Source organism: Dyadobacter sp. CY345, from assembly GCF_021502725.1.
Taxonomy (GTDB): Bacteria; Bacteroidota; Bacteroidia; order Cytophagales; family Spirosomataceae; genus Dyadobacter.
Genome location: NZ_JAKFFS010000004.1, coordinates 185,942 through 207,450, shown reverse-complemented (window position 1 = coordinate 207,450; position 21,509 = coordinate 185,942). Strand labels below are relative to the sequence as shown.

The window sequence follows — 21,509 nt, the reverse complement described above, 5'->3', positions numbered from 1 at the left end:
TTTTCGTTCAATAGATAATTGTGAAAATTGACAATTACATTTACACATTATCAATTTTTTGTAAAACGTTACTGCTATTATAAGAATGGCAACCTCTGTCTATCATAAAAGTCAATTGCACATGCGCTCAACTTTACAATTTCAGGTTTTACTTCTTCTGCTTTTTTGCTTTTTTGCAAGTCAAAAAGCTTATGCAACCCATTCCCGGGCAGGTGAGATAACGGCCAAAAGAGTTCCCGGAAACCCACTTGCTTATGACGTTACCTATACCGGCTATTTTGATATAGCAACTGGGAAACCTGCTGCCGATAATCAGACTTATGTCGATATGTTTTTTTACAACGGGCCGACTGATGGTGCCATTGCCCGGCCAGTACGGGTAGACCGAATAGATGCTTTAACAAGAGATATTGGAAATAACACGACGCAAAATGTTTACACAACGCGTTATGTATTTCCGTCTGCCGGCAACTGGAATATTTCGGTAACAATTGATAACAGAAATGATGGTATTCTTAACCTGACACCGCTGCCAACTAACTCGCTGAATTTTTATGTTAGTACTTCTATCGTAATCAATTCGTTTGTTGGCCTCAACCAAACACCGGTACTTTTAAATGCTCCAATTGATATCGCGGCTGTAGGTCAACGATACATTCATAATCCGGGTGCCTTTGATGCTGATGGAGATAGTATTGCATACCGCCTTTATAGACCTCAGCAAAGTACGAGAAGAGGTGGCCTAGGTGTAACGCTTGGTTACACACAACCGAACCTTTCATTTCCTCCAGGCGCAACGGAGGCCGGACAGTCACCGGCCACCTTTAGCATGAATCCATTAACCGGAGATCTGATCTGGGACGCACCGGTGATCAAAGGATATTATAACGTTGCGTTTGTTGTGGAAGAATGGCGGGACGGTGTAAAAATCGGCGAAATTATCAGGGATATGCAGATCATCGTGGAGGATGCAAGAAATGACAGACCAGTACTTGACCTGTTACCTGACATTTGTGTTGAAGCAGGAACACTTATTAATCAAACTGTCAGAGCTACAGATAAAAACGGAAACAGGCTCATGCTGACAAGTACCAGCGGATTGTACCAGTCTACTCCGTTGGTCTCACCTGCTTACGCTACTTTCAATGTCCCTCAACAGGGTGCACAAAATACAGTAACCGGACAATTAACTTGGCAAACGGGCTGTAATCACATAAGACTGGAACCTTACGACGTGCTTTTCAAAGTAGAAGATGGCCCGGCAGCGGGTACTCCTAACCCCTCTCTTTTCCGGAAACTCGTTGATATGACGACTTTGAAAATTAGAGTTTATGGACCACAACCAGATAATCTTCGTGCTGTGCCCGTAGCAGATGCCGCTGGGAAAGCTTTCAGAATAACCTGGGATTCTTACCAATGCCAGGTTCCAGGCGCCCGGGTTGTTATTTACAGAAGAGAAGGATGTCGGGCAATTCCAACCGACGTTTGTATCACAGGTATTCCGGCCGGCTCAGGCTATGAAGAAATTGGACGGGTTGGTGTTGGTGAAACTTTCTATGTTGACAATAATAACAATACCGGACTTCAAGCCGGAGTTTCATACAGTTACAGAATTGTTGTTGAATTTCCAAGACCCGGCGCCGATATCAACGAGCCGGGTTATCTTGTGGGAGGCGGAGAAAGTATGGCATCCGAACAGGTTTGTATTGAAGAGCCTTTGATAATGCCAGTGATTACAAATGTGACAGTAGATTCAACGAGCGAAACACGCGGAGTGATTACTGTAAAATGGATTAAACCTACATTGCCAGCAGGTGCTTCGAATCCGGTTCAATACAGACTTTTCCGCGCAACCGGACTTAGTGGAACAGATTTCTCAAATATTGCTACCATTGACGGCACCATCACAGGTGGCTCAGCGGATTTAGTGACTTATATCGATCGAAACCTCAACACGACTGCAAATGCCTATCGGTATAAAATTGAATATTACTATACACAAAACGGTGGTCTTGTAAAACTGGACGAAACGGAAATCGCAAGTAGCGTACGGCTTTCGCAAGGTCAGGCTGATCCGACAAGTATCCGCTTAAACTGGACTGCAAATGTGCCATGGAGCAATGATAATCAGGTGCACAGAGTTTACCGCGAAGACAAGGCTCGACCAGGCACTTTCAACCGAATTGCAGACGTTTCAGTGCAAGGTCCACAGAGTTATACATTTACAGATGACGGGACGGATAAATACGCTGCTGACGGAATTTTAAACGTGCAAATTTCGAGAGATTCAGTTTATTGTTATAAAGTAGAAACAGTAGGCTCGTATAATGATACTCAGATCAAGGTTGACCCTTTATATAACTTTTCGCAGTTCATTTGTCTATCTGCCTCAGATACAACGAAACCTTGTGTTCCGGTTTTGTCAATTGATGAACTGAACTGTACTGAAGTACAACGCGATACTTATTGCGGGCAAACCTCATTTACAAATAATCTTTCCTGGACATATCCGCAAACGGCTGAATGTGACCAGAATATTATTGCTTACAGATTGTACTATACTCGTTATGAAGGTGATACACCGGTGCTTTTGAAAGAAATCGCTGCACCGGCTTCCACGACTTTCGCACATGAAGGAATGACATCTTTTGCAGGTTGTTATTACGTCACCGCTGTCAACAGATTCGGAACAGAAAGTGCACCAAGCAATATTGTTTGTAAAGACAATTGCCCGATTATTGAGTTGCCAAACGTGATAACCCCTAATGGTGATGGTAAGAACGATGTTTTCAAGCCACTTGATTGTCCAAGTTTTGTACAGGCAGTTGAATTTAAAGTCTTCAACCGATGGGGTGCAAAAGTATTTGAGACAAATGATGTGAACATAAATTGGAATGGTAATAATAATTCAGGAAATGAGCTCGCTGCCGGGCAATACTATTACGAATTGACTGTCTATTTTGAATCTGTTCAACGCGGAGGAAAACCGGCGCAGTTTAAAGGCTGGGTTCAGGTTTTGAGATAACTCCAAACAGACGCGTTTTTTTTCTTTCATATTGAAGTCGTTAATTTGCAGCCCGAATCGGAAGAGTCGGGCTCAATTTTTGTTAAGACAATTTTAAAATCCAATAATTATGAAAACAGCCTATATATTTCCAGGCCAGGGTTCTCAGTTCAAAGGCATGGGTCTGGACCTCTACCAGAATTCCGACTCTGCAAAGGCCATGTTTGATCAGGCAAACGAAATTTTGGGCTTCGACATTACGAAGATCATGTTTGAAGGCACGGATGAGGAGCTTAAACAAACCAATGTTACGCAGCCCGCCATCTTTATCCATTCGGTCATTCTTGCCAAGGTCAGTCCTGATTTTAAACCTGAAATGGTTGCTGGGCATTCTCTTGGTGAATTTTCAGCTTTGGTTGCCGCAGGTGCCTTATCGTTCGAAGATGGACTGCGCCTTGTAGCGAAACGTGCGGATGCTATGCAAAAAGCCTGTCTGGTACGTCCTTCTACAATGGCTGCTATTCTTGGACTTGACGATAAAACAATCGAAGATATTTGTGCAGGTATCACAGATGAAATCGTTGTGCCGGCAAATTATAACTGTCCCGGACAAGTGGTGATTTCCGGAACTATTGAAGGCGTTGAAAAAGCATGTGAATTATTGAAGGCAGCTGGGGCAAAACGTGCGCTTATACTTCCGGTTGGTGGCGCATTCCACTCACCTTTGATGGAGCCAGCGCGCGAAGAACTCGCAGCAGCCATAAATAGCGCAGAATTTGAAGCCCCTATTTGCGCGATATATCAAAACGTAAATGCTAAACCAGCAACCGAGGTTTCAGTTATCAAACAAAATCTTATTGCACAACTTACGGCTCCTGTTCGATGGACTCAGTCTGTTGAACAAATGGTGGCCGACGGTGCAGGAATCTTTATCGAATCAGGCCCGGGAAAAGTGCTTCAGGGATTAGTAAAAAAGATCGCGAATGGCGTTGAGTTAAAAAGTATTTAAAATATTTTTTCAAAAATACTTGACAACTTAAAATTTCGTATTACTTTTGCACCCACTAACACGGTATTGGCTGATGGTGTAATGGTAACACAGGACATTTTGGTTGTCTCGTTCAAGGTTCGAGTCCTTGTCGGCCAACAATCTTTTTAGCAAAGAGCTCATTGAAAAATGAGCTCTTTTTTCTTTTTTATCCCCAAATTCTGCACTTCGATTTAAAAAGCTTCTACAAGTTCAGGTCTGACCAAAATTCTAATTCGTAAGGTTTATTTTCCGGTGAATAATTATTAGGCAACCAAAGAAGAAAAAAGGTTACATATCTTCTTGAAATATGATAAATATTTTCGGATGAAATGTTACATTTACTATGTATAACCTAAATGCCCCGTAAATGAAAATCGACACAAAAGTTAAAAAAAGAGACCGAGAACGAACCAAGGGAAAAATTCTCAAGGCTGTTGGCGAGGTCATCGAACAACATGGCACCGAAAAAGTCGGTGTAAATTTAATTGCGCGTACCGCTGGCGTCAACAAAGTGCTGATTTACAGATACTTTGAGAGCGTTGATGGACTGATGGAACAATATGTCAAATCAGGAGAGTATACATCGACGATGGCCGATGAATATATCGACAACATGACCACTGTTCCGCCGGAAGAACGCAGCAAAGTGCTTTCAGAACTCATGCAAACATTCCTGACCGATTTACGCGAGCGTAAGGCGACAAGAGATTTGTTGCGTTGGGAAATCGGCACAGGCAAGTCAATGCTCTCCGATGCACGAAATCAGATCGCTACAAGGATTGTAGAAAAAGTTGGAGAACTCCCAAATTACAAAGATACCAGCGCGCTGATGGCATTTCTAACCGCCGGCATTTATTACATGACAATCGCAACCGATTATCGTGAAAAAATGATTGATGTGGATTTGCAGTCTGACGAAGGCTGGAAGCGAATTGAAAATGTTATTCACCGAATCATCGCAACAATAGCTTAAATATAGATTGATAATTGCAGAGTCCTTCCCAATTTCGGGAGGGACTCTTTTTTATTACGCATACCGATAAAACGCGGTCACTTCACGTATATTTGCAAAACGAAGATATCATCCACAAGCTTAATTTAGATCTTCGATGACAAGTCAGTAAACTATGAGCAGCTTAAAGAAACTTGCTAGTGATACGGTAATGTACGGAGTGAGTACTATGTTGGGAAGAATGCTCAATTATCTGCTGGTCATATTACACACAAAATTATTTTTACCAGAGCAGCTGGCTTCACAAGTCCAGCTTTATAGTTACGCAGGTCTTTCCCTTGTTATTTATACTTTCGGAATGGAAAGCGCATATTTCTGGTTCGCCAGAAAGGAAGGCGACCGCCAGCAATATTATAATCTTGTACTAAGCGCCGTTATTACCGTCAGCGTTTTCTTTTCAGGCAGTATTTTTCTCTTTGCAGAACAGGTTGCAAATATTATTCACTATCCGGAAGAAGTCACGCTGGTTCGCTGGATGGCAGTTATTATGGCTATTGATGGCATTGTTTCCATCCCTTTTGCAAGATTGCGGTTGGAAAAGAAGGCGAAGAAATTTGTCTCTGCGCGCGTTTTTAATATTCTGATGAATATTGCCCTGAACTTTTTCTTTCTGGTTGTTTGCAGGGACATTTACAATGACAAATATCTGAGCATATTAAAACCCGCTATTGATCTTTTTTACGATCCAAATGTTGCAGCAGGTTATATCGTTTTGGCAAATCTTGTCGCCAACCTTACTTTTTTTGCGTTCCTGTACCGAGAGTTTACCGATTTCAAATTTGTATTTAATCTGACGTTGTTCAAACCGATGTGGGTATATGCATTTCCGTTGTTTATCATGAACCTGGCAGGTATAACCAATTTACTTTTCGACAGGACATTTTTACAATACCTTCTCCAGCCAAACTTTTACCCAAACCGAACAACAAAAGACGCTATCGGGATTTATGGACAATGTTTTAAGTTATCCATTTTCATGAATTTGGCCATTCAGGCTTTTAAATATGCTGCTGAACCATTTTTCTATTCGAAAGCAGAAGATAAAAATGCACCTGCATTATTCGCAGATGTTATGAAATGGTTCATCGCGATCTGCGCAACCATGTGGGTTGGAATTTGCCTGAACCTGCACTTGCTGGCTGAATTGTTTTTGAGAAAGAAAATATATCACGAAGGATTGTCCGTGGTTCCTTGGCTTTTGCTTGGCTTTCTGTTTTTAGGTATATATTATAACCTGGCAACCTGGTTTAAACTCTCCAATAAAACCCAGTATGGCACATACATCACTTTGACGGGTACGGCCATAACCGTCATACTGAACTTAGTTTTAGTACCAAAAATCGGTTATCTGGGATGCGGTTTTGCATTTGCAACATCCGGACTGGTGATGATGGTACTCTGTTATTATTACGGCCAAAAATATTATCCTGTACCCTATCAGATTAATTCTGCACTTGCGTATATTATCGGCGGCGGAGTATTTATTCTCGTCGATGCGTATCTGATCCCCTCCGGTTCTAGGGCAAGTTTCGCATATCACATGTTATTGTTCCTTGCTTTTTGCGTGATCGTATTTTTTTCAGAACGAAAAGCATTACCGTTACGATTTCAGCGAAAACTCGGCTTTAAATAATTATTTGTTTTCGTTTTCCTTCGCTGCATCTCTTAAAAGTTTATTTGCAAAAATAAACTCATTTAATTCCGGTACCGTCGTTTTGGTTATATCACTACTGATGCCTTCCCAAAGCTTATCCCCCTGATACAAAAACATCACATTTTGTCCGATTTCCATGACGGAATTCATATCGTGCGTGATGATAATGGTCGTGATCTTATATTCCTCCGTTATCTCTTTAATCAGCTCATCAATTTTCACTGACGTAAGCGGATCAAGGCCTGAATTGGGTTCATCACAAAAAAGGTATTTAGGATTCATCACAATCGCCCTGGCGATACCGACACGTTTCTTCATCCCGCCGCTAATTTCCGAAGGCATTCTTTTGCCGGCAGCTTCCAAACCAACGCGCTGAAGACAAAAATCGACGCGCTCTTTCTTTTCAGTTGCTGATAAATCAGTAAGCATATCTAATGGAAACCGAACGTTTTCTTCTACCGTCTGGGAATCGAACAATGCTCCTCCCTGAAATAAAACGCCCATTTCCCTTCTGATGGCCTGCCGCGTTTCTTTATCTGAATTATAAAAATCGCGGCTATTGTAAAGAACACTTCCCTGGTCCGGCTTGATCAAACCGATCATACATTTTAACAATACACTTTTTCCGGTTCCGCTTCCGCCAATAATCAGATTTATCTCACCTTCCTTAAATGAGCTCGATATACCTTTCAGTACCGCTTTCCCGTTAAAAGCCTTGTTTATATCTTTTACTTCAATCATTTCAGGTTTGTAATTTAACTGAGATCAAAACAATCACTAAGAAAGGATGATCCAAAATTCTTAATTATAACAATAGCTGCGCTAATAAATAATCAGCTACCAGAATAGAGATACAGCTGTTTGTAACTGCCTGCGTGCTGGATTTACCAACTTCCAAAGCGCCACCTTGCGTAAAAAAACCCTGGTACGATGATATTGTCGCAATTAAAAAACCAAACACGAAAGGCTTTACACACATAAAAAAAAGATTGTAGGGTACGAACGAATCGCGGATACCATACAAATAATCTCTTTCGGTGATAACGCCCGTCAATGTTCCGGCAAGATATCCGCCAAAAATTCCGAGAAAGGCAGCCATTACGACGAGCATCGGAAACGTAAACATAGCAGCCAGCACTTTTGGGAGAACCAGATAAGAGGAAGAATTAATTCCCATTACTTCCAGTGCATCGATCTGTTCCGTAATACGCATTGTACCAAGCTCACTCGCGATATTTGACCCAACTTTTCCTGCTAAAACAATACAGGTAATCGTAGGAGCAAGTTCCAGGATCTGCATATCACGCACGATCAGCGCAACCGTGGATACTGGTATGATGGGGCTCACTAAATTGTAAGCAGTTTGGATACATGAAACCGCTCCGATAAAAGTAGAAACGATGGCTACAATGAAGACAGAACTCACTCCGATCCCCACACATTCTTCCATAAAACGCCGCCAATAAACCGACAATTTCTCGCCTTTGCCAAAGAGCGATCCTAAAAAAATAAAGTATTTTCCGATTACCGACATCATATCTTAATAGTATTCAATATTTTCGGGAAAATTAGACAAAAAAAGAGCCAAATAGAAAAATGAATCCATTAGTAGTAATAACCGGCGGCACAAAAGGGATTGGAAAAGCTTTGATTGAACGGTTTTTGGCCGGAAGTTTCGATGTTATCACCTGCGCACGAAACGAAAATGATCTTTTTGAACTGAAAAACGAAATGAAAGAGAAGTTTTCGGATACTGAAGTTTATTTTCAAAAAGCGGATCTTTCTCTCAGGACAGAATTAAATTCATTTATCGCTTTCATTAAATCACATGAGCGTCCGGTTGATGTGTTGATCAATAACACCGGCGTGTTTATTCCCGGACAGGTCCATAATGAGGAAGAGGGAATTTTGGAGAAGACAATTGAGACAAATCTATATAGCGCTTATCATCTGACAAGAGGTGTTGTCGAAAAAATGATGGCTAGAAAAAAAGGATATATTTTTACAATTTGCTCTACGGCCAGCATTATTGCTTATCCTAACGGCGGATCCTACTGCATTTCAAAATTTGCGTTATATGGGATGACAAAAGTTTTACGGGAGGAAATGAAACCTCATGGAATAAAGGTCACGGCGGTACTTCCTGGTGCTACCCTGACCGACAGCTGGCAAGGAACGGATCTGCCGGCCGAAAGATTTATCGACCCGAAAGACGTTGCCGAAACAATCTGGTCTGCCTACTCTCTATCTCCCAGAGCAGTAATTGAGGAAATTTTAATCCGGCCTCAACTTGGAGATCTGGATTGATTAGTGAAGAATAAAGCATTTTTGCTAAATTGCCGCATTTTTAAAATTATTTATAAAACCCTTATTTCATTTCATGGAACAATACCTTGGTATAGACGTGGGTGGTACTAACGTAAAAATGGGGATCGTTGATGCTACAGACGGGCGAATTTCTAATTTTTATAGCCACGATACTGCTAGCTGGCGCCTTTCTGGTCATTTTATCGAAAGACTTGGAGATGCCATCGCTTTGCAGTTAGTTGAACATACAGAAGTTAAAAGAGTTGGAATAGGTGTTCCCGGCCTGATCTCGCGCGATCGTACCACGTTGCTGGAAATCACTGCGATTCCTGAAATTGATGGAATTGCGATTGTTCCTGATTTAAAAGCTCGTTTTCCTCAACATGATTTTTTCCTTGAAAACGATGCGAATGCAGCCGCACTTGGGGAATATTATTTTGGAGAAGATAAACTTCCTGAGGACTATATTTTCGTGACACTCGGAACCGGTATCGGTGGCGCTGCGATTATTGATAAAAAAGTTTTCAAAGGCGGTGGTGGAAATGCCATGGAGCCAGGACACGTTCCGTCAAAAGGTGGAAAAGTGCTTGAACGCAATATTGGAAAGAAAGAACTTTTGGATCTGGCACACACAATGCGCGCAACTTTCACTGGAAAAACGCAATTGCCGGACAACGGAACGATCTCTACAACCGGATTGGTTGCAGCAGCAGGAGCTGGCGACGAACTTGCCAAGCAGATTTTCCAGGAAATGGGTTATCTGCTGGGAGAAGGATTGGTTTCAATGATCCGAATTCTGGATATCACAACAATTTTGATTGGTGGAGGTATTTCGGCATCTTTTGAATATATATTGCCGGCAATCAATGAGCGGTTCAGCTATTGGCTCACTCCATATTATATGAAGACAATCAGTATTAAAAGAGCAACACTTGCAAATGACGCAGGTTTATTAGGCGCTGCATCTTTGTGTTTTGAATAAATAATTGCGCTATACACATTTCTTCGTAGGCAATCTGACCTGGAACGAAGAAATGGTGATTGGAAACTTGTTGGACAAATTGAAATAAGTTGAGTCTGTTGGGCGGTTAGCCAAAACGACTCTTAATTTTCTGACATACAATTGAATAAATTTACGAGCCAGGCAGCTGGTTTTAATATAAATATCGTAAAAGAATAAGCCCGGGAAACCAGACTTATTCTTTTACGATTGTTTTTGTTGACACGGCTCCATTTTCATTTTTCAGATTCAATATATACGTCCCTGCCACCCAACCGGAAATATTCAGGTCAAACTTATTGTTGAATTTAAGTTGAGAATCATACTGAATTTGGCCTCTCATATTAACAATCTGAAAATGTCCGGATACAGATTTTGGGAACTCAACCTGCAAAAGATTACTTACCGGATTTGGATAAATTTTCCAGGCAACTTGATCCGGATCAGGCTCATTGCCTAAAACAGGAGAAAGATCAATCGTTGAAAGCGCATAAGCCGACTCAGAAATTTCACTGACGGCCTTGATGCGATAGGTATAAGCCGAAGTCGTTTCTACATCTTTATCCTCAAACAATAGCGTTTTTGAATCAAACCGCTTTACGAGTTTAAATTCATCGGAGCCTGGCGACTTCTTCTCCAAAACATAATTTGTTGCTCCGTTGACGGCAGTCCATGAAATATTTAATGAATTAAATGATGATTTTGAAGTCAGAAGATTTGTAGTTGGAAGGCTGTTTCCAATAGCAACATCATGAAATGAAAAAGCGCCTAAATCTCTTTTATTTTTTAAAAATGGTCCGTTGAAAAATCCGATCTTAAATGAAAAAGGAACGATTAGCGGCAAGTTTTTTGGTATAAAAGAAGGAAGATAACTGATTTTGGTAGCTGTAGATGGATTTTTTAAAGTTAGTATAACTCTGTTTCCGTCAACTTTTCCCGCTGAGATGTGTGCGTTTTTTTCATCGTTGTCCAGATAAAATAGATTTTTAAGGCTCATCACAAGCGGGTTTCCGTCTTGTCCGGTAATGGTTGTATCAGCAGCCCATTTTAAGGTCTGCTCTTCATCAAAGCTTAGAATTATTTCGTCCTTTTTGTCTGAGGAATAAAAAGCCTTTTGGATATCAGGGCTGCGGACATTATCTGCATCCTCTGACTTATATATCGTCGGCCTTATAAATCGGAATAAACGTCTTCCTAGCTCTTCGTAACCATCTTTTGAATAATGTACGGCATCATACCCCGGCACGCCAATCGGTGAAAATGTGTCTGTTTTGGGATATAAATATTTTGTTCTTCTTAAAAAATCCCGCACCGAGCCGCCTACCGGGTTTGGCACATCATTATCAAGAACGATTACATTACTCTGAACAACAATAAATTGGTCAACCATAGGAAAATCTTTCTGCCAGTAATTGAATAATTTGTCATAATCCTGGGCATAGTTGCCAATATTTTCAAAAACTTCCTGCTCACCGTGTGCCCAGAAAAACGCCCTGACTCTTTTTGGTTTTGCGATATTCAGACGATGCAAGAGTAATCCATAGAACGAATTCGGATTTGCAGGATTTTTTTCATCTCTGTCCAGAAACTCGCTGATTTTTTTTCCGGGCAATGACCCGTTTATGAGACATGTAGGAATATTTTCCTTTTCAAGTATATTCTTTTGAAGTTCAAGTCCCCAGGCGCCGACGTATGTCCACGACCAGGCGGCCGGCAACCAGAGTGTGTCGCCCGCACCAATTCCTGGATCATTATCAGCTGGCGTCCGGGCAATCGTACGACAATATTTACTTGACCAGTTTCCAAAGATTGTGGCAGCAGCATTTGACTGACCACTGATGATATAAAAATCACCAGCAACAATTTCAGTTCTCTGAACAACCAGCACAGAGTCTGCACCTTTCCGGGCAAATATCTGAAAACTGTAATCTGCCATTTCCGCTTTGATTTTCGGTTTCAAATCAAAACTTCCTGAACTTTTTCCCCCATAGTTGAGAGAGGAAAGAGTATAACCTACCCTCTCATTATTTCTCAACGTCACAACGGATACGTAATCCCAGCCGGGCAGTTCGACAATGCCGGATATAGGAACCTCTGCAAAATTATCATCGTCCCTGGCATACAGCTGCATGTCGCGGGGCAATTTATCGAAGACAATGGAGAAGAAACGCTGGCTGTACCCCGGGGTTACATAAGCAAAAAGGCAAAGAATGGCGACAAAAACTTTTCTGTTAAGTAAAGTCATTTCAGTAGAATTATTTCTCAGTGGCTAATAAATTTATTCGATAGCAAATATATCATTCTTCTTGCATTGTTGCCTTTTTTGAACCAGAAAAAATGACCAAGCGGTTACATAATCACCATTAGATATAAAAACCTGTACAAAGTCAGTTTTAACGCTTTAATAAATATTTAAAAGAGTTAATTTCAACACCTTAAATCACTCATTAAAAAATCTTTCGTACACTTTGCGTGTATCAATGACAACAAGCAACTACACATCTATGAAAAAAAATTTACTTTCATTCTTTTTCTTATTGTTACTAATACCTGGAAGCAAACCAACTTTCAGCCAGACCATTGGTGTTGCCGCTTTTGACAAACTTCCAACAGACAAGCAGCTTTTTGCAAGGGATATAAACAAGGAAGCTGATATAACGATTGCCGGCAAAATCCAGGCAGCTGGTTACTCGTATGTTTCCGTTGTGAAATACAGAAATAAAATCAGAGCCGGATATCAAAAGGGAGCTTTGGCCTATTCAGGATCAAATGCTCCGTTCAGCCTGACATCCAAGATCAAGGCCGAACTCGCTGAGTATGCTTTTGAAGTATATGCCTGTAAGTCAGCCACTGACTCAACTTTGATTGTTCGTAGAGACGACGTCGTTGCGGGTGATTTTTACATCATTTATGGCCAATCCAATGCAGTTGCCTGGGAAGTTGATTATACCTATCGCAATGAATTTTGCAGAACATTTGGTTCTACCGCTAATGGAAATGGTTTTGAGTTATCCAACGCTGTAACACCAAGAGTGGGAATTTTTGGGATTGAGTTTCAGCGTCGGGTTGCTGAAAAATACAAAATTCCTACCTGTGTGATCAACGGTGCTTTGGCAGGAGCCTCTATTCTGGACCTCACCAACAGGAACCCAAATAACCATGCGGACGCGTCAACAGGTTATGGAATATTATTGAATTATGCACAGCAAACCGGACTTCTGCCTAATCTAAAGGGTATATTTTACTGGCAGGGAGAAGCAGAGGCAGCCTCCGACGATCCGTCCGTATGGGCACCGCGTTTTGATAAACTCATGGTCAATTTGCAGGAAGATTATCCGATGATTGAAAAAATGTACGTTTTTCAATTGCCGCTTTTCGGTGGTGGACCTTACGATGACCGGATTGGTGCGTTCAGAGAACAACAGCGACTATTAAATAAAAAATATCCGATTATACAACCTTATGCTGCTTTGGGTGCCCCCGACTGGAACGGCTTTCATTACGGGCTGGAAGGTTATCTTCAGGTAGGCCGCGACCTGGCTGAAATGGCTGGGTTTTATCATTATGGAGAAAAAGAAAAAGCAACTTCCCCAAGTTTTCAAAAAGCATTTTATTCTACGCCAAACCGGGATGAAATCACCATGGTTTTTGAAGATTACCAGCAAATGGTTTATCCGAATGATACAATTAATGCAAACATCCAGGGTAGCCAGGAAGCATTTTCAACTTATTCGGTGAAGGATTTTTTCTATTTAAACAAAGAATGGCAAAAGTTGAAATCAGGAAGAGCGGAAGCAAACCGCGTTATTGTTTCACTTAAAACGGTTGGAAACGATACGCTGATCAAATATCTGCCTTCCAAATACCATCATTCAGGCCTTGTCTCAGCGCCCTGGGTTTACATTGGTCCCTTTTTGAAAAACACAAGAGGTTTCAGGGCATTTGCGTTTCATCACAATACTATCAATCCTTATGTTGATCTTGGAACACTAACACTTACCGGTTCAGAGCCAAAAAATAATATCGTGCTGAACTGGAATAAACTTCCAAACGTCACAGGATATATCCTGGAAAGGCTGCACGGAAAAGATTCGCTTCAGACTCATGAAATTATCTATTTGTCAAAAGATCAAACGGAATATTCCGATCCGTCGGCCAGGAAAGGTGAAGAATACACTTATCAGATCAGAGGATATACAGACAAATCAGAGTCTCCGATTGCTTATTTAAAAATGATTAAAGGGTCCGATGATGTAATAGATGAAGCAATGGCTACCATTAACGTTTATCCCAACCCTACCATCGACGTGATCAATGTAGTTTCAGCCTCTGACAAAATTGACCGTGTAGACATTTTTTCCTCTTCGGGAGTAAAAATGGAGACGAGGACATATTCAGGAAATGAATGGGTGTCGCTTCATACAAATAATTTAAGCACTGGAACCTATGTGTTAAAAATCCACTCAGGTGAAAAATCATCCTCGCACCGGGTTGTGGTTGTGAAGTAATTCTTCGTCTTTGCTATCACTGGCTGCGAAAAGCCAGTGATAGTCAAACATTGCAAGAAACCATAAAACCATGATCATCGGCAGCGAATATTTATCCCATGACAGCTGAGCCTTCCCCAAAAGCAGGATGTTGATGATAACAACACAGCCAGCAAGACCGAATTTTGGAGAAATAAACCGCATGAATGTGATCAGCATCAGGAAGCCAAAAACAATTTGTTTGAGAAAACCAGTAATACCAATTGTCATCAGCAGCTGATCAACATAACCCAGGTATGGCCAGGTAAAGTAGGGATTATAAGCCTGTTTCGCTGGAAAAAAGGTAATTAGCCCTATAATTAAAATAAGAAAAGTGAAGAAAAACCCCGGATGGTTTTTAGGGTAATTGATAAAATATTTCAGCTTTCCGGTAATCAATATTTCGGGAATCACATAATACACCGCCAGACAAGCTGATGAATAAATTACATATCCGAAATTGTATTGAATCAGTTTGTCTGAATCATAATATTGATTAGCCATTACCGCTGCCGGCGCCGGGCCGTTCCAGAGTAAAACCCAGGGAGCAATGCTCAATACCGCCAAAGCATAGGGAAGCCAGGAAAGATCTTTAAACAAACCGGAAAAAAATCTACGCACGTTCAAGTTGATTTTCAATAATTCCAGAAACTCGTAAGCCACGATAGCTGCCGGAAAAGCAAGCATATATTGCCGGCTGCTGACAGCTGCTATGAAAAATAACATTCCCCACCAATGCGCTTTTCGCAGATAAGCCACCGTTCCAGCCAGAACGCCTAGCATGGCAAAAATATCAGTGTAATAATAAACACTGCACAAATAATAATTGGGGAAAATCATTAATCCCGCCAGACAAAGGAATAAGCGTTTAGAATGATCTGGGCTGGCCCAGACGAAAGTCATTAGTAAAATAAGACTTACTGCATAAGTCAATAATCGAAGGCATTGAATATTTTCACCAAAGATGTTAACCACCCAGCCACCTAAAATGAACGGGACCGGGGTATTCAGCTCATTATAACTTTTCAAAAGGTCCAGCGACGGAATGGGCTCTTTGCTAAAAAATACAGCCGTGGGTAAATAATGATGTTCGTCCTGATAGAGTTCTCCTAAAAAATTCTGTTTCAAAAAAAATATTGTAACAAACAGGATAAGAATAACCAATGATGTATAGAGCTTTCTGTTACTCATAATATTTGTTTAAATAAAATTCACTTCGGCGCTTAAATTGATGCCGAATTTCTCTGAAACCGATTTTTGAATTTTTTGCGACAATAACTTTATTTCCGCTCCACTTCCTCCGCCATAATTTACCAAAACCAAAGCTTGTCGTGCATGAACACCAACGGCGCCGTCGCGATATCCTTTCCAACCAGTCTGTTCAATGAGCCATCCTGCCGGCACTTTCACAAAACCAGGACTTGCGGGATAACCCGGTAAGGTCGGATGATCAGATTTGAGTTTATTAAATTGCTCTTCGGGTATCTCAGGATTCTTGAAAAAACTCCCAGCGTTACCTATTTCGGCCGGATCCGGAAGTTTGCTTTTCCGAATGTGGATCACAGCGTCGCTGACCGCTTTGATTGAAAGCGATTCTACGCCAGCGTCCTGCAATGTTTTTTGAATATCACCATACTCCACATGATAAACAGGATTTTTATTCAGACGGAAAGTTACCCCGGTGATGATGCATTTTCCCTTCAAATCATGTTTGAAAATACTTTCGCGATATCCGAAGTTACATTCCTCATTTGTAAAGATTCTGGTTTCTTTGGAGTCGTAAAAAATTGTTTCCACGCTTTCAACCACATCCTTTATTTCAACACCATAAGCACCAATATTTTGCATCGGCGCCGCTCCTACTGTACCGGGAATCAAAGATAAATTTTCAACACCAGCATAGCCATTATCGACGCAATACATCACGAAATCATGCCACTTTTCACCAGCACCGACGTGAAGCCAGATGTGATTATCGTCTTCTTTTATCTTATCAATCCCGCCGATCGAAATTTTTATTACCAATGCATCAATATCCTGCTTCAGCAAAATATTACTTCCCCCTCCCAGAATGAATTTCGGAGTATTTTTCAATTCTGGATTTCTAAGGATTTCAGTAAGTTCTTCAACTGACTCTACTTCCACAAAAGATTGCGCAAATGATTCGAGACCGAATGTGTTCAGATGGCGCAGGGAAACGTGATGTTGCATTTGTACGGTTGTATTCAATTAGTAAAAGCAAAGTTAGGTAATAGATTCAAAATAGCACACCAGGATGGGTTATCTCTACGTTTTTGGTTAACTTTGTGGGTTCATCACGAATCGTTTTATCTATGTCGCTGAAAAAGAAAATATTTTTGCTCGCTCTTCCACTTGGCCTTCTGGCATTTTCCGGATGTAGCAAAAAGAGCACGCCAAGCGTGTCATCAGCCGATTATCGTGAAGATCTATCTTCGGTAAGGCCACGATTCGAATATGTGGAACCCAGCATAGGAAAGAAGTCGGAAACAAAACCTGCCCCTGTCGATAATACTTCAAAAGTCGCAAACGGGAAAACTGCAAGTGTCAATAAAAGGTTGCAAACGGTTTTGGACACCATGGCGCAACAAAATAAAGCCATCAAATTTATAAGCGGATTTAGGATACAATTATATGTGGGAAATGTGCGTCAGGAAGCTGACAATGCGAAGGCTTATGTCTATCAGTTATTTCCTGATTTGAATCCCTACGTGAGTTATTCGCAGCCTACCTACCGGGTGAAGGCAGGAGATTTTATATACAGAAGCGATGCAGAACATTATCTTGAACAGATTCGCGGGCAATATTCATCAGCAGTGATTCTGGCTGACCGGGTTGATATAAAACGCAGTCTGATGATCCGTGCATCCGCGGAATAGACGAAAATTTTAAAGTTGGCTATTAATTTTATCTTTGTATTTTCTATACATACTAATTTACGATGAAGAAGGCATTAATTACAGGGATTACCGGGCAGGATGGCGCCTATTTGGCAGAATTGTTATTAAGCAAGGGTTATGAAGTGCACGGTATCAAACGCCGCAGCTCTCTGTTCAATACCCAGCGGATCGATCATATTTATGAAGATCCACATGAAAAAAATGTTCGTTTCCACTTGCACTATGGTGATTTGAGTGATTCGACAAACATTATTCGAATCATTCAGGAAATCCAGCCAGACGAGATATACAACCTTGGTGCGATGTCTCACGTTCAGGTGAGTTTTGAAGAGCCTGAATATACTGCAAACGTTGATGGAATCGGAACGCTCCGTATTCTTGAAGCCGTTCGTTTGTTAGGGCTTACCAAAAAAACTAAAATATACCAGGCTTCGACTTCGGAGTTATACGGTTTGGTTCAGCAGGTTCCTCAGTCTGAAACTACCCCATTTTATCCACGTTCCCCATACGCTGTTGCAAAACTTTATGGTTACTGGATCACAGTTAACTATCGCGAAGCTTATGATATGTATGCGGTAAATGGTATCCTTTTCAACCACGAATCTCCTTTACGCGGTGAAACTTTTGTTACGCGTAAAATTACGAGAGCCGTTGCGAGGATTGCATTAGGCTTGCAGGACAAAGTTTTTCTTGGAAACCTGGATGCGCAACGCGACTGGGGCCATGCAAAAGATTTCGTTGAGGCGATGTGGTTAATTTTGCAGCAGGAAGTTGCCGAAGATTTTGTTATCGCGACAGGAATTACAACCCGCATCCGTGATTTCGTACGTATGGCTTTTGCAGAAGTTGGTGTTGAACTTGAATTTTCAGGAGAAGGCGCAGCAGAAACTGCAAAAGTGGTGAAGTGCAACGATCCAAAATATCAAATTGAGATTGGTAAGGAAGTTGTCGCTGTTGATCCAAGATATTTCCGCCCGACAGAAGTTGAATTATTGATCGGGGATCCGACAAAATCAATGACTAAACTTGGCTGGAAACCAAAATATGATTTGAAAGCACTTGTTAATGACATGGTTGCCGCAGATTTAACGCTGTTCAAAAAAGATCAGTTGCTGGAAAACAGCGGCCACCGGGTGATGAATTATTACGAATAGAATTCTCTAAGTCATTTTTTGTCAGGTTTTGTCATTTGTCGTCAGGAATCGCCTGAGCAGTGATAAAACCTGACATTTTTATTATATACAAAAACAGGTACGGCCAATAAATGACCATACCTGACTTTTATTTCAACAAACCTTGAATTATTCAAGGCTTCCTGACAATAATTGACAATAAATTAAATCGCAGGAATCGCCTTGCCGATACTTAGCAAAGTTTCAGGATTTTGATAGCCAATAACCTGTTTAACGATTTTTCCATCCGGATCGATGAAGAACAAAGTTGGATAACCTTCCAAAGGATATTTTTTCGCAAGTTTCGGACCTTCACCACTTTCCATATCAACTTTTACGTTGATAAATTTCTGGTTAAATAACGCCCCTACTTCTGGTTTCGTAAATACATTCTTTTGTAACAATTTACAAGGTCCGCACCAGGTTGTATATGCATCAAGAAAAACAATTTTCTTTTCCGCTTTTGCCTTTTTTAAAATTGCCGCCCAACTGCCTTCCGAAAATTTAATTCCAACTGCCTTGGTGTCTTTCTTGTCGCCGTCATTAGCATATACCGTTGAAAAGGTAAGTGCCGCAACGATCAACAGTGAAATCATTTTTTTAAAACCTTTCATTGCCTGATTACATTATAGTTTGAATAAATAACGAAAATACCTATCCGGTTTATTTTACTAAACCAATTCTTAACCAATAGGTTCAATTCTATTTTCGAAAATATAAAGCGAACTTACTTAATTTTTAGAACAAAAAAAGCGCCCCTGCATTTGTATCTGCAAGGGCGCTAATTTCATTGGACTGGTACAACTTCTAATGGCGAAAGAAGTTTCTCTTTTCACTATTTATTGATAACAACTTTAAAGCTATTTGTGGCTCCGTTAGTGCTTGTCACCCGAACAGCATAGAGTCCAGATGGCAGATTTTTGACATCAATACCATCAACCGGTGCTTTGGTCGAATTAAATATCGCTTTTCCGTTCAGGTCAAACATTTGAACTTTGTTGATTTTTGTCCAATCTGTAATTTTCAAATAAAGGCGATCAGCAACGGGATTTGGATAAATTACGACTCCTTCTCCAAGTTCTATGCTTACGCTGCGGATGCCGCTGTATGCAAAAGTTCCGTCAGCATCGATCATTTTCAGTCTGTAAAGATTTTCTCCGTCAGCAGGATTTGTATCGGTGAAAGTGTATTTGATCTCCGCCGAACTTTCTCCCGAAGCCAGAACGTTCCCAACTTTCTTCCAGCTTTTACCTGTTAAGCTATGTTCTACGTCAAAACTTTCGCTGTTCGTTTCCATCGCAGTTGACCATTTTAACTGAACTGATTCATTTTCTTCACTAACGGTAAAACTAATCAACGTAACCGGAAGTGGTGTCGAACCTTCGTAAATTCCGGCATCTATCGTCATGTTATCACGTTTTACATTTCCGACCGGGTAAGAAGTATCGATGGAAATTTCGTCACTTGAATTATTATCGGCAGTATTTGCGTCGCTATCCAGTTCAGTATCTACCCCTGTTTTTTTGAAAGAAGTAAAGAACGACTTTCCTCCTGTTGGCAACGTAAACTGCACTTTATATTTACCTGTCGTCAATCCTTCAAAAAGGTACTTCCCAAATTTATCCGTAACGGCACTTATTTCCGAAGTCCAGGTTCCTGACACAAGTTTATATAACTGCACTTTCAAATCCGGCGCAGGAAGCTCTGTTTCATCCTGTTTTCCGTCCTGGTTTTTATCATACCAAACCAGATCTCCAATCGACCCAAAAGCCTCTTCTTTTTCGCAGGTTCTTTTTTCTACTTTATATACAGTTGTTATCGCTGGGTTATTATTTCTTTTTTCATCAAAATCATGTCCCACAGTATTTTCATCCCAGAAAAACATGTTCGTTCCGTTGTAGCCACCATCGCTGTTGATCATACTCTTTCCGTTTACAACGATGATCGAACCGTTATAACCAGATATTTTTTTATCTATCGTAAGATCTCCGTTTGTAATTGTGATAGTTCCGTTGTTAAAAGCAGCACCACGAATGTTCACATTTCCAGTGATATTCATACAGCCATTATTCTCAAACTCTTTTCCCGGACCTTTGTCGCCGATTATAAACTCACAGCCTGACGCACCAAATTTTCCGCAGAGTGTATTGATTTCTCCATCGTTCAAAATAGAACCATGGTTATAAAAATACCTACTGATATTGATAACACCCGACTTTTCATTTTTAAAACGTTTGGCATCAGCGTTTTCAAGGCTTCCAAAATCCATCGTTCCGGCGTTGCAGATTACAGTATTCGTGCCAAATTTTACTAGAGAAGGTGCAGTGGCGATCAATTTTGCATTTGGTCCTAAATTGTAAAAAGAGAAAGAATCACGGAAGTCAACTGCACCGGAAGTTGTAAATGTTGTAGTGCCCTGATTATTGATCAACAGATTACTTCCAATACCGCTTGTGTTGGTATTTAGTACGCCGCCTTCCTGAACATTCAGATAAGAAGGTACATTTCCGTTAAAGTTGTCCGAACTGTTATAGTTGAAAGTTCCGTAAACATTAATACTTACCGATCCATCAAAGTTTGTTTGTCTGTTTTGTTCCCAGGTTACACCAGCTGCCACACAGATAATATTATCACGGTTGCTGATCTGCAATGTAAGATTTGTAACACTTGCAGAAATAATTAATGTCTTGTTTCCGTCAAGTTTGTATGTTCCGCCTGATACTGCAGTAAAATCTCCTGAAGGGCATTGCTGTGCGTAGGTATTATCAATTAAAAACAATGTTATGCCCAGAAGAAGCCATTTGTAAAAATTCACTTTCATAATGATTAAATAAGTAGAGTTGAGTTAAATTTTGTGATATAGTAAAGTCATAGAAATCTCGTTGG

16 protein-coding genes and 1 tRNA gene are annotated in these 21,509 nt (G+C 40.7%); 10 read left to right on the top strand and 7 right to left on the bottom strand.

Features of this window, described 5'->3' with window-relative positions; all coding sequences use genetic code 11:
• Positions 1 to 121: 121 nt before the first annotated feature.
• From L0657_RS18105 to L0657_RS18085, 5 genes are all read left to right on the top strand, one after another.
• On the top strand, positions 122 to 3,025 hold the full coding sequence (locus L0657_RS18105; protein WP_235152165.1) for a gliding motility-associated C-terminal domain-containing protein: 2,904 nt from the start codon (positions 122 to 124) through the stop codon (positions 3,023 to 3,025).
• 109 nt (positions 3,026 to 3,134) lie between these two features.
• Complete coding sequence (fabD, locus tag L0657_RS18100) at positions 3,135 to 4,013, top strand: ACP S-malonyltransferase (protein ID WP_235152164.1); 879 nt, start codon at positions 3,135 to 3,137, stop codon at positions 4,011 to 4,013.
• 67 nt (positions 4,014 to 4,080) lie between these two features.
• Positions 4,081 to 4,151, top strand: a tRNA-Gln gene (locus L0657_RS18095).
• Between the two features lie 250 nt (positions 4,152 to 4,401).
• Positions 4,402 to 5,007 carry a TetR/AcrR family transcriptional regulator gene (locus L0657_RS18090; protein ID WP_235152163.1) on the top strand — a complete coding sequence of 202 codons (606 nt, stop codon included), beginning with the start codon at positions 4,402 to 4,404 and terminating at the stop codon, positions 5,005 to 5,007.
• 154 nt (positions 5,008 to 5,161) lie between these two features.
• Complete coding sequence (locus L0657_RS18085; protein ID WP_235152162.1) at positions 5,162 to 6,679, top strand: oligosaccharide flippase family protein; 1,518 nt, start codon at positions 5,162 to 5,164, stop codon at positions 6,677 to 6,679.
• Here the strand turns inward: L0657_RS18085 and L0657_RS18080 are convergent, their stop codons facing one another.
• Both L0657_RS18080 and L0657_RS18075 read right to left on the bottom strand, forming a co-directional pair.
• The gene (locus L0657_RS18080) at positions 6,680 to 7,441 is read right to left on the bottom strand and encodes an ABC transporter ATP-binding protein (protein ID WP_235152161.1); all 762 of its coding nucleotides are present in this window, start codon (positions 7,439 to 7,441) and stop codon (positions 6,680 to 6,682) included.
• 64 nt (positions 7,442 to 7,505) lie between these two features.
• A complete protein-coding gene (locus L0657_RS18075; protein ID WP_235152650.1) occupies positions 7,506 to 8,234 on the bottom strand; it encodes an ABC transporter permease in 729 nt (242 codons plus the stop codon).
• Positions 8,235 to 8,296: 62 nt separating this feature from the next.
• Here L0657_RS18075 and L0657_RS18070 point away from each other — a divergent pair, with 62 nt between their 5' ends.
• Positions 8,297 to 9,007 (top strand): SDR family oxidoreductase, encoded by a 711-nt coding sequence (locus tag L0657_RS18070; protein ID WP_235152159.1) that lies wholly within the window; start codon positions 8,297 to 8,299, stop codon positions 9,005 to 9,007.
• Between the two features lie 73 nt (positions 9,008 to 9,080).
• Entirely contained in the window at positions 9,081 to 9,989 is a 909-nt protein-coding gene (locus L0657_RS18065; RefSeq protein WP_235152157.1) for an ROK family protein, read from the top strand.
• A 214-nt stretch (positions 9,990 to 10,203) separates the two neighbouring features.
• Here L0657_RS18065 and L0657_RS18060 read toward each other — a convergent pair whose 3' ends face one another.
• Positions 10,204 to 12,252: a T9SS type A sorting domain-containing protein gene (locus L0657_RS18060; RefSeq protein ID WP_235152156.1), complete on the bottom strand. Its 2,049-nt coding sequence runs from the start codon at positions 12,250 to 12,252 to the stop codon at positions 10,204 to 10,206.
• Positions 12,253 to 12,511: 259 nt separating this feature from the next.
• On the opposite strand from L0657_RS18060, the gene L0657_RS18055 reads away from it, so the two are divergent.
• The gene (locus L0657_RS18055) at positions 12,512 to 14,515 is read left to right on the top strand and encodes a T9SS type A sorting domain-containing protein (protein WP_235152155.1); all 2,004 of its coding nucleotides are present in this window, start codon (positions 12,512 to 12,514) and stop codon (positions 14,513 to 14,515) included.
• Here L0657_RS18055 and L0657_RS18050 read toward each other — a convergent pair.
• Together L0657_RS18050 and murB are read right to left on the bottom strand one after the other, a co-directional pair.
• Positions 14,483 to 15,724: a hypothetical protein gene (locus tag L0657_RS18050; RefSeq protein WP_235152154.1), complete on the bottom strand. Its 1,242-nt coding sequence runs from the start codon at positions 15,722 to 15,724 to the stop codon at positions 14,483 to 14,485. The genes L0657_RS18055 and L0657_RS18050 overlap by 33 nt on opposite strands.
• 9 nt (positions 15,725 to 15,733) lie before the next feature.
• Positions 15,734 to 16,744 carry a UDP-N-acetylmuramate dehydrogenase gene (murB, locus tag L0657_RS18045; protein WP_235152153.1) on the bottom strand — a complete coding sequence of 337 codons (1,011 nt, stop codon included), beginning with the start codon at positions 16,742 to 16,744 and terminating at the stop codon, positions 15,734 to 15,736.
• Between the two features lie 122 nt (positions 16,745 to 16,866).
• On the opposite strand from murB, the gene L0657_RS18040 reads away from it, so the two are divergent.
• Together L0657_RS18040 and gmd are read left to right on the top strand one after the other, a co-directional pair.
• On the top strand, positions 16,867 to 17,430 hold the full coding sequence (locus L0657_RS18040) for an SPOR domain-containing protein (RefSeq protein WP_235152152.1): 564 nt from the start codon (positions 16,867 to 16,869) through the stop codon (positions 17,428 to 17,430).
• A 62-nt stretch (positions 17,431 to 17,492) separates the two neighbouring features.
• Complete coding sequence (gmd, locus tag L0657_RS18035) at positions 17,493 to 18,605, top strand: GDP-mannose 4,6-dehydratase (protein ID WP_235152151.1); 1,113 nt, start codon at positions 17,493 to 17,495, stop codon at positions 18,603 to 18,605.
• Between the two features lie 182 nt (positions 18,606 to 18,787).
• Here gmd and L0657_RS18030 read toward each other — a convergent pair whose 3' ends face one another.
• Both L0657_RS18030 and L0657_RS18025 read right to left on the bottom strand, forming a co-directional pair.
• Positions 18,788 to 19,219, bottom strand: coding sequence for a thioredoxin fold domain-containing protein (locus L0657_RS18030; RefSeq protein ID WP_235152150.1), 432 nt, complete (start codon positions 19,217 to 19,219; stop codon positions 18,788 to 18,790).
• Positions 19,220 to 19,458: 239 nt separating this feature from the next.
• On the bottom strand, positions 19,459 to 21,444 hold the full coding sequence (locus L0657_RS18025) for an SdrD B-like domain-containing protein (protein WP_235152148.1): 1,986 nt from the start codon (positions 21,442 to 21,444) through the stop codon (positions 19,459 to 19,461).
• Between the last annotated feature and the right edge of the window lie 65 nt (positions 21,445 to 21,509).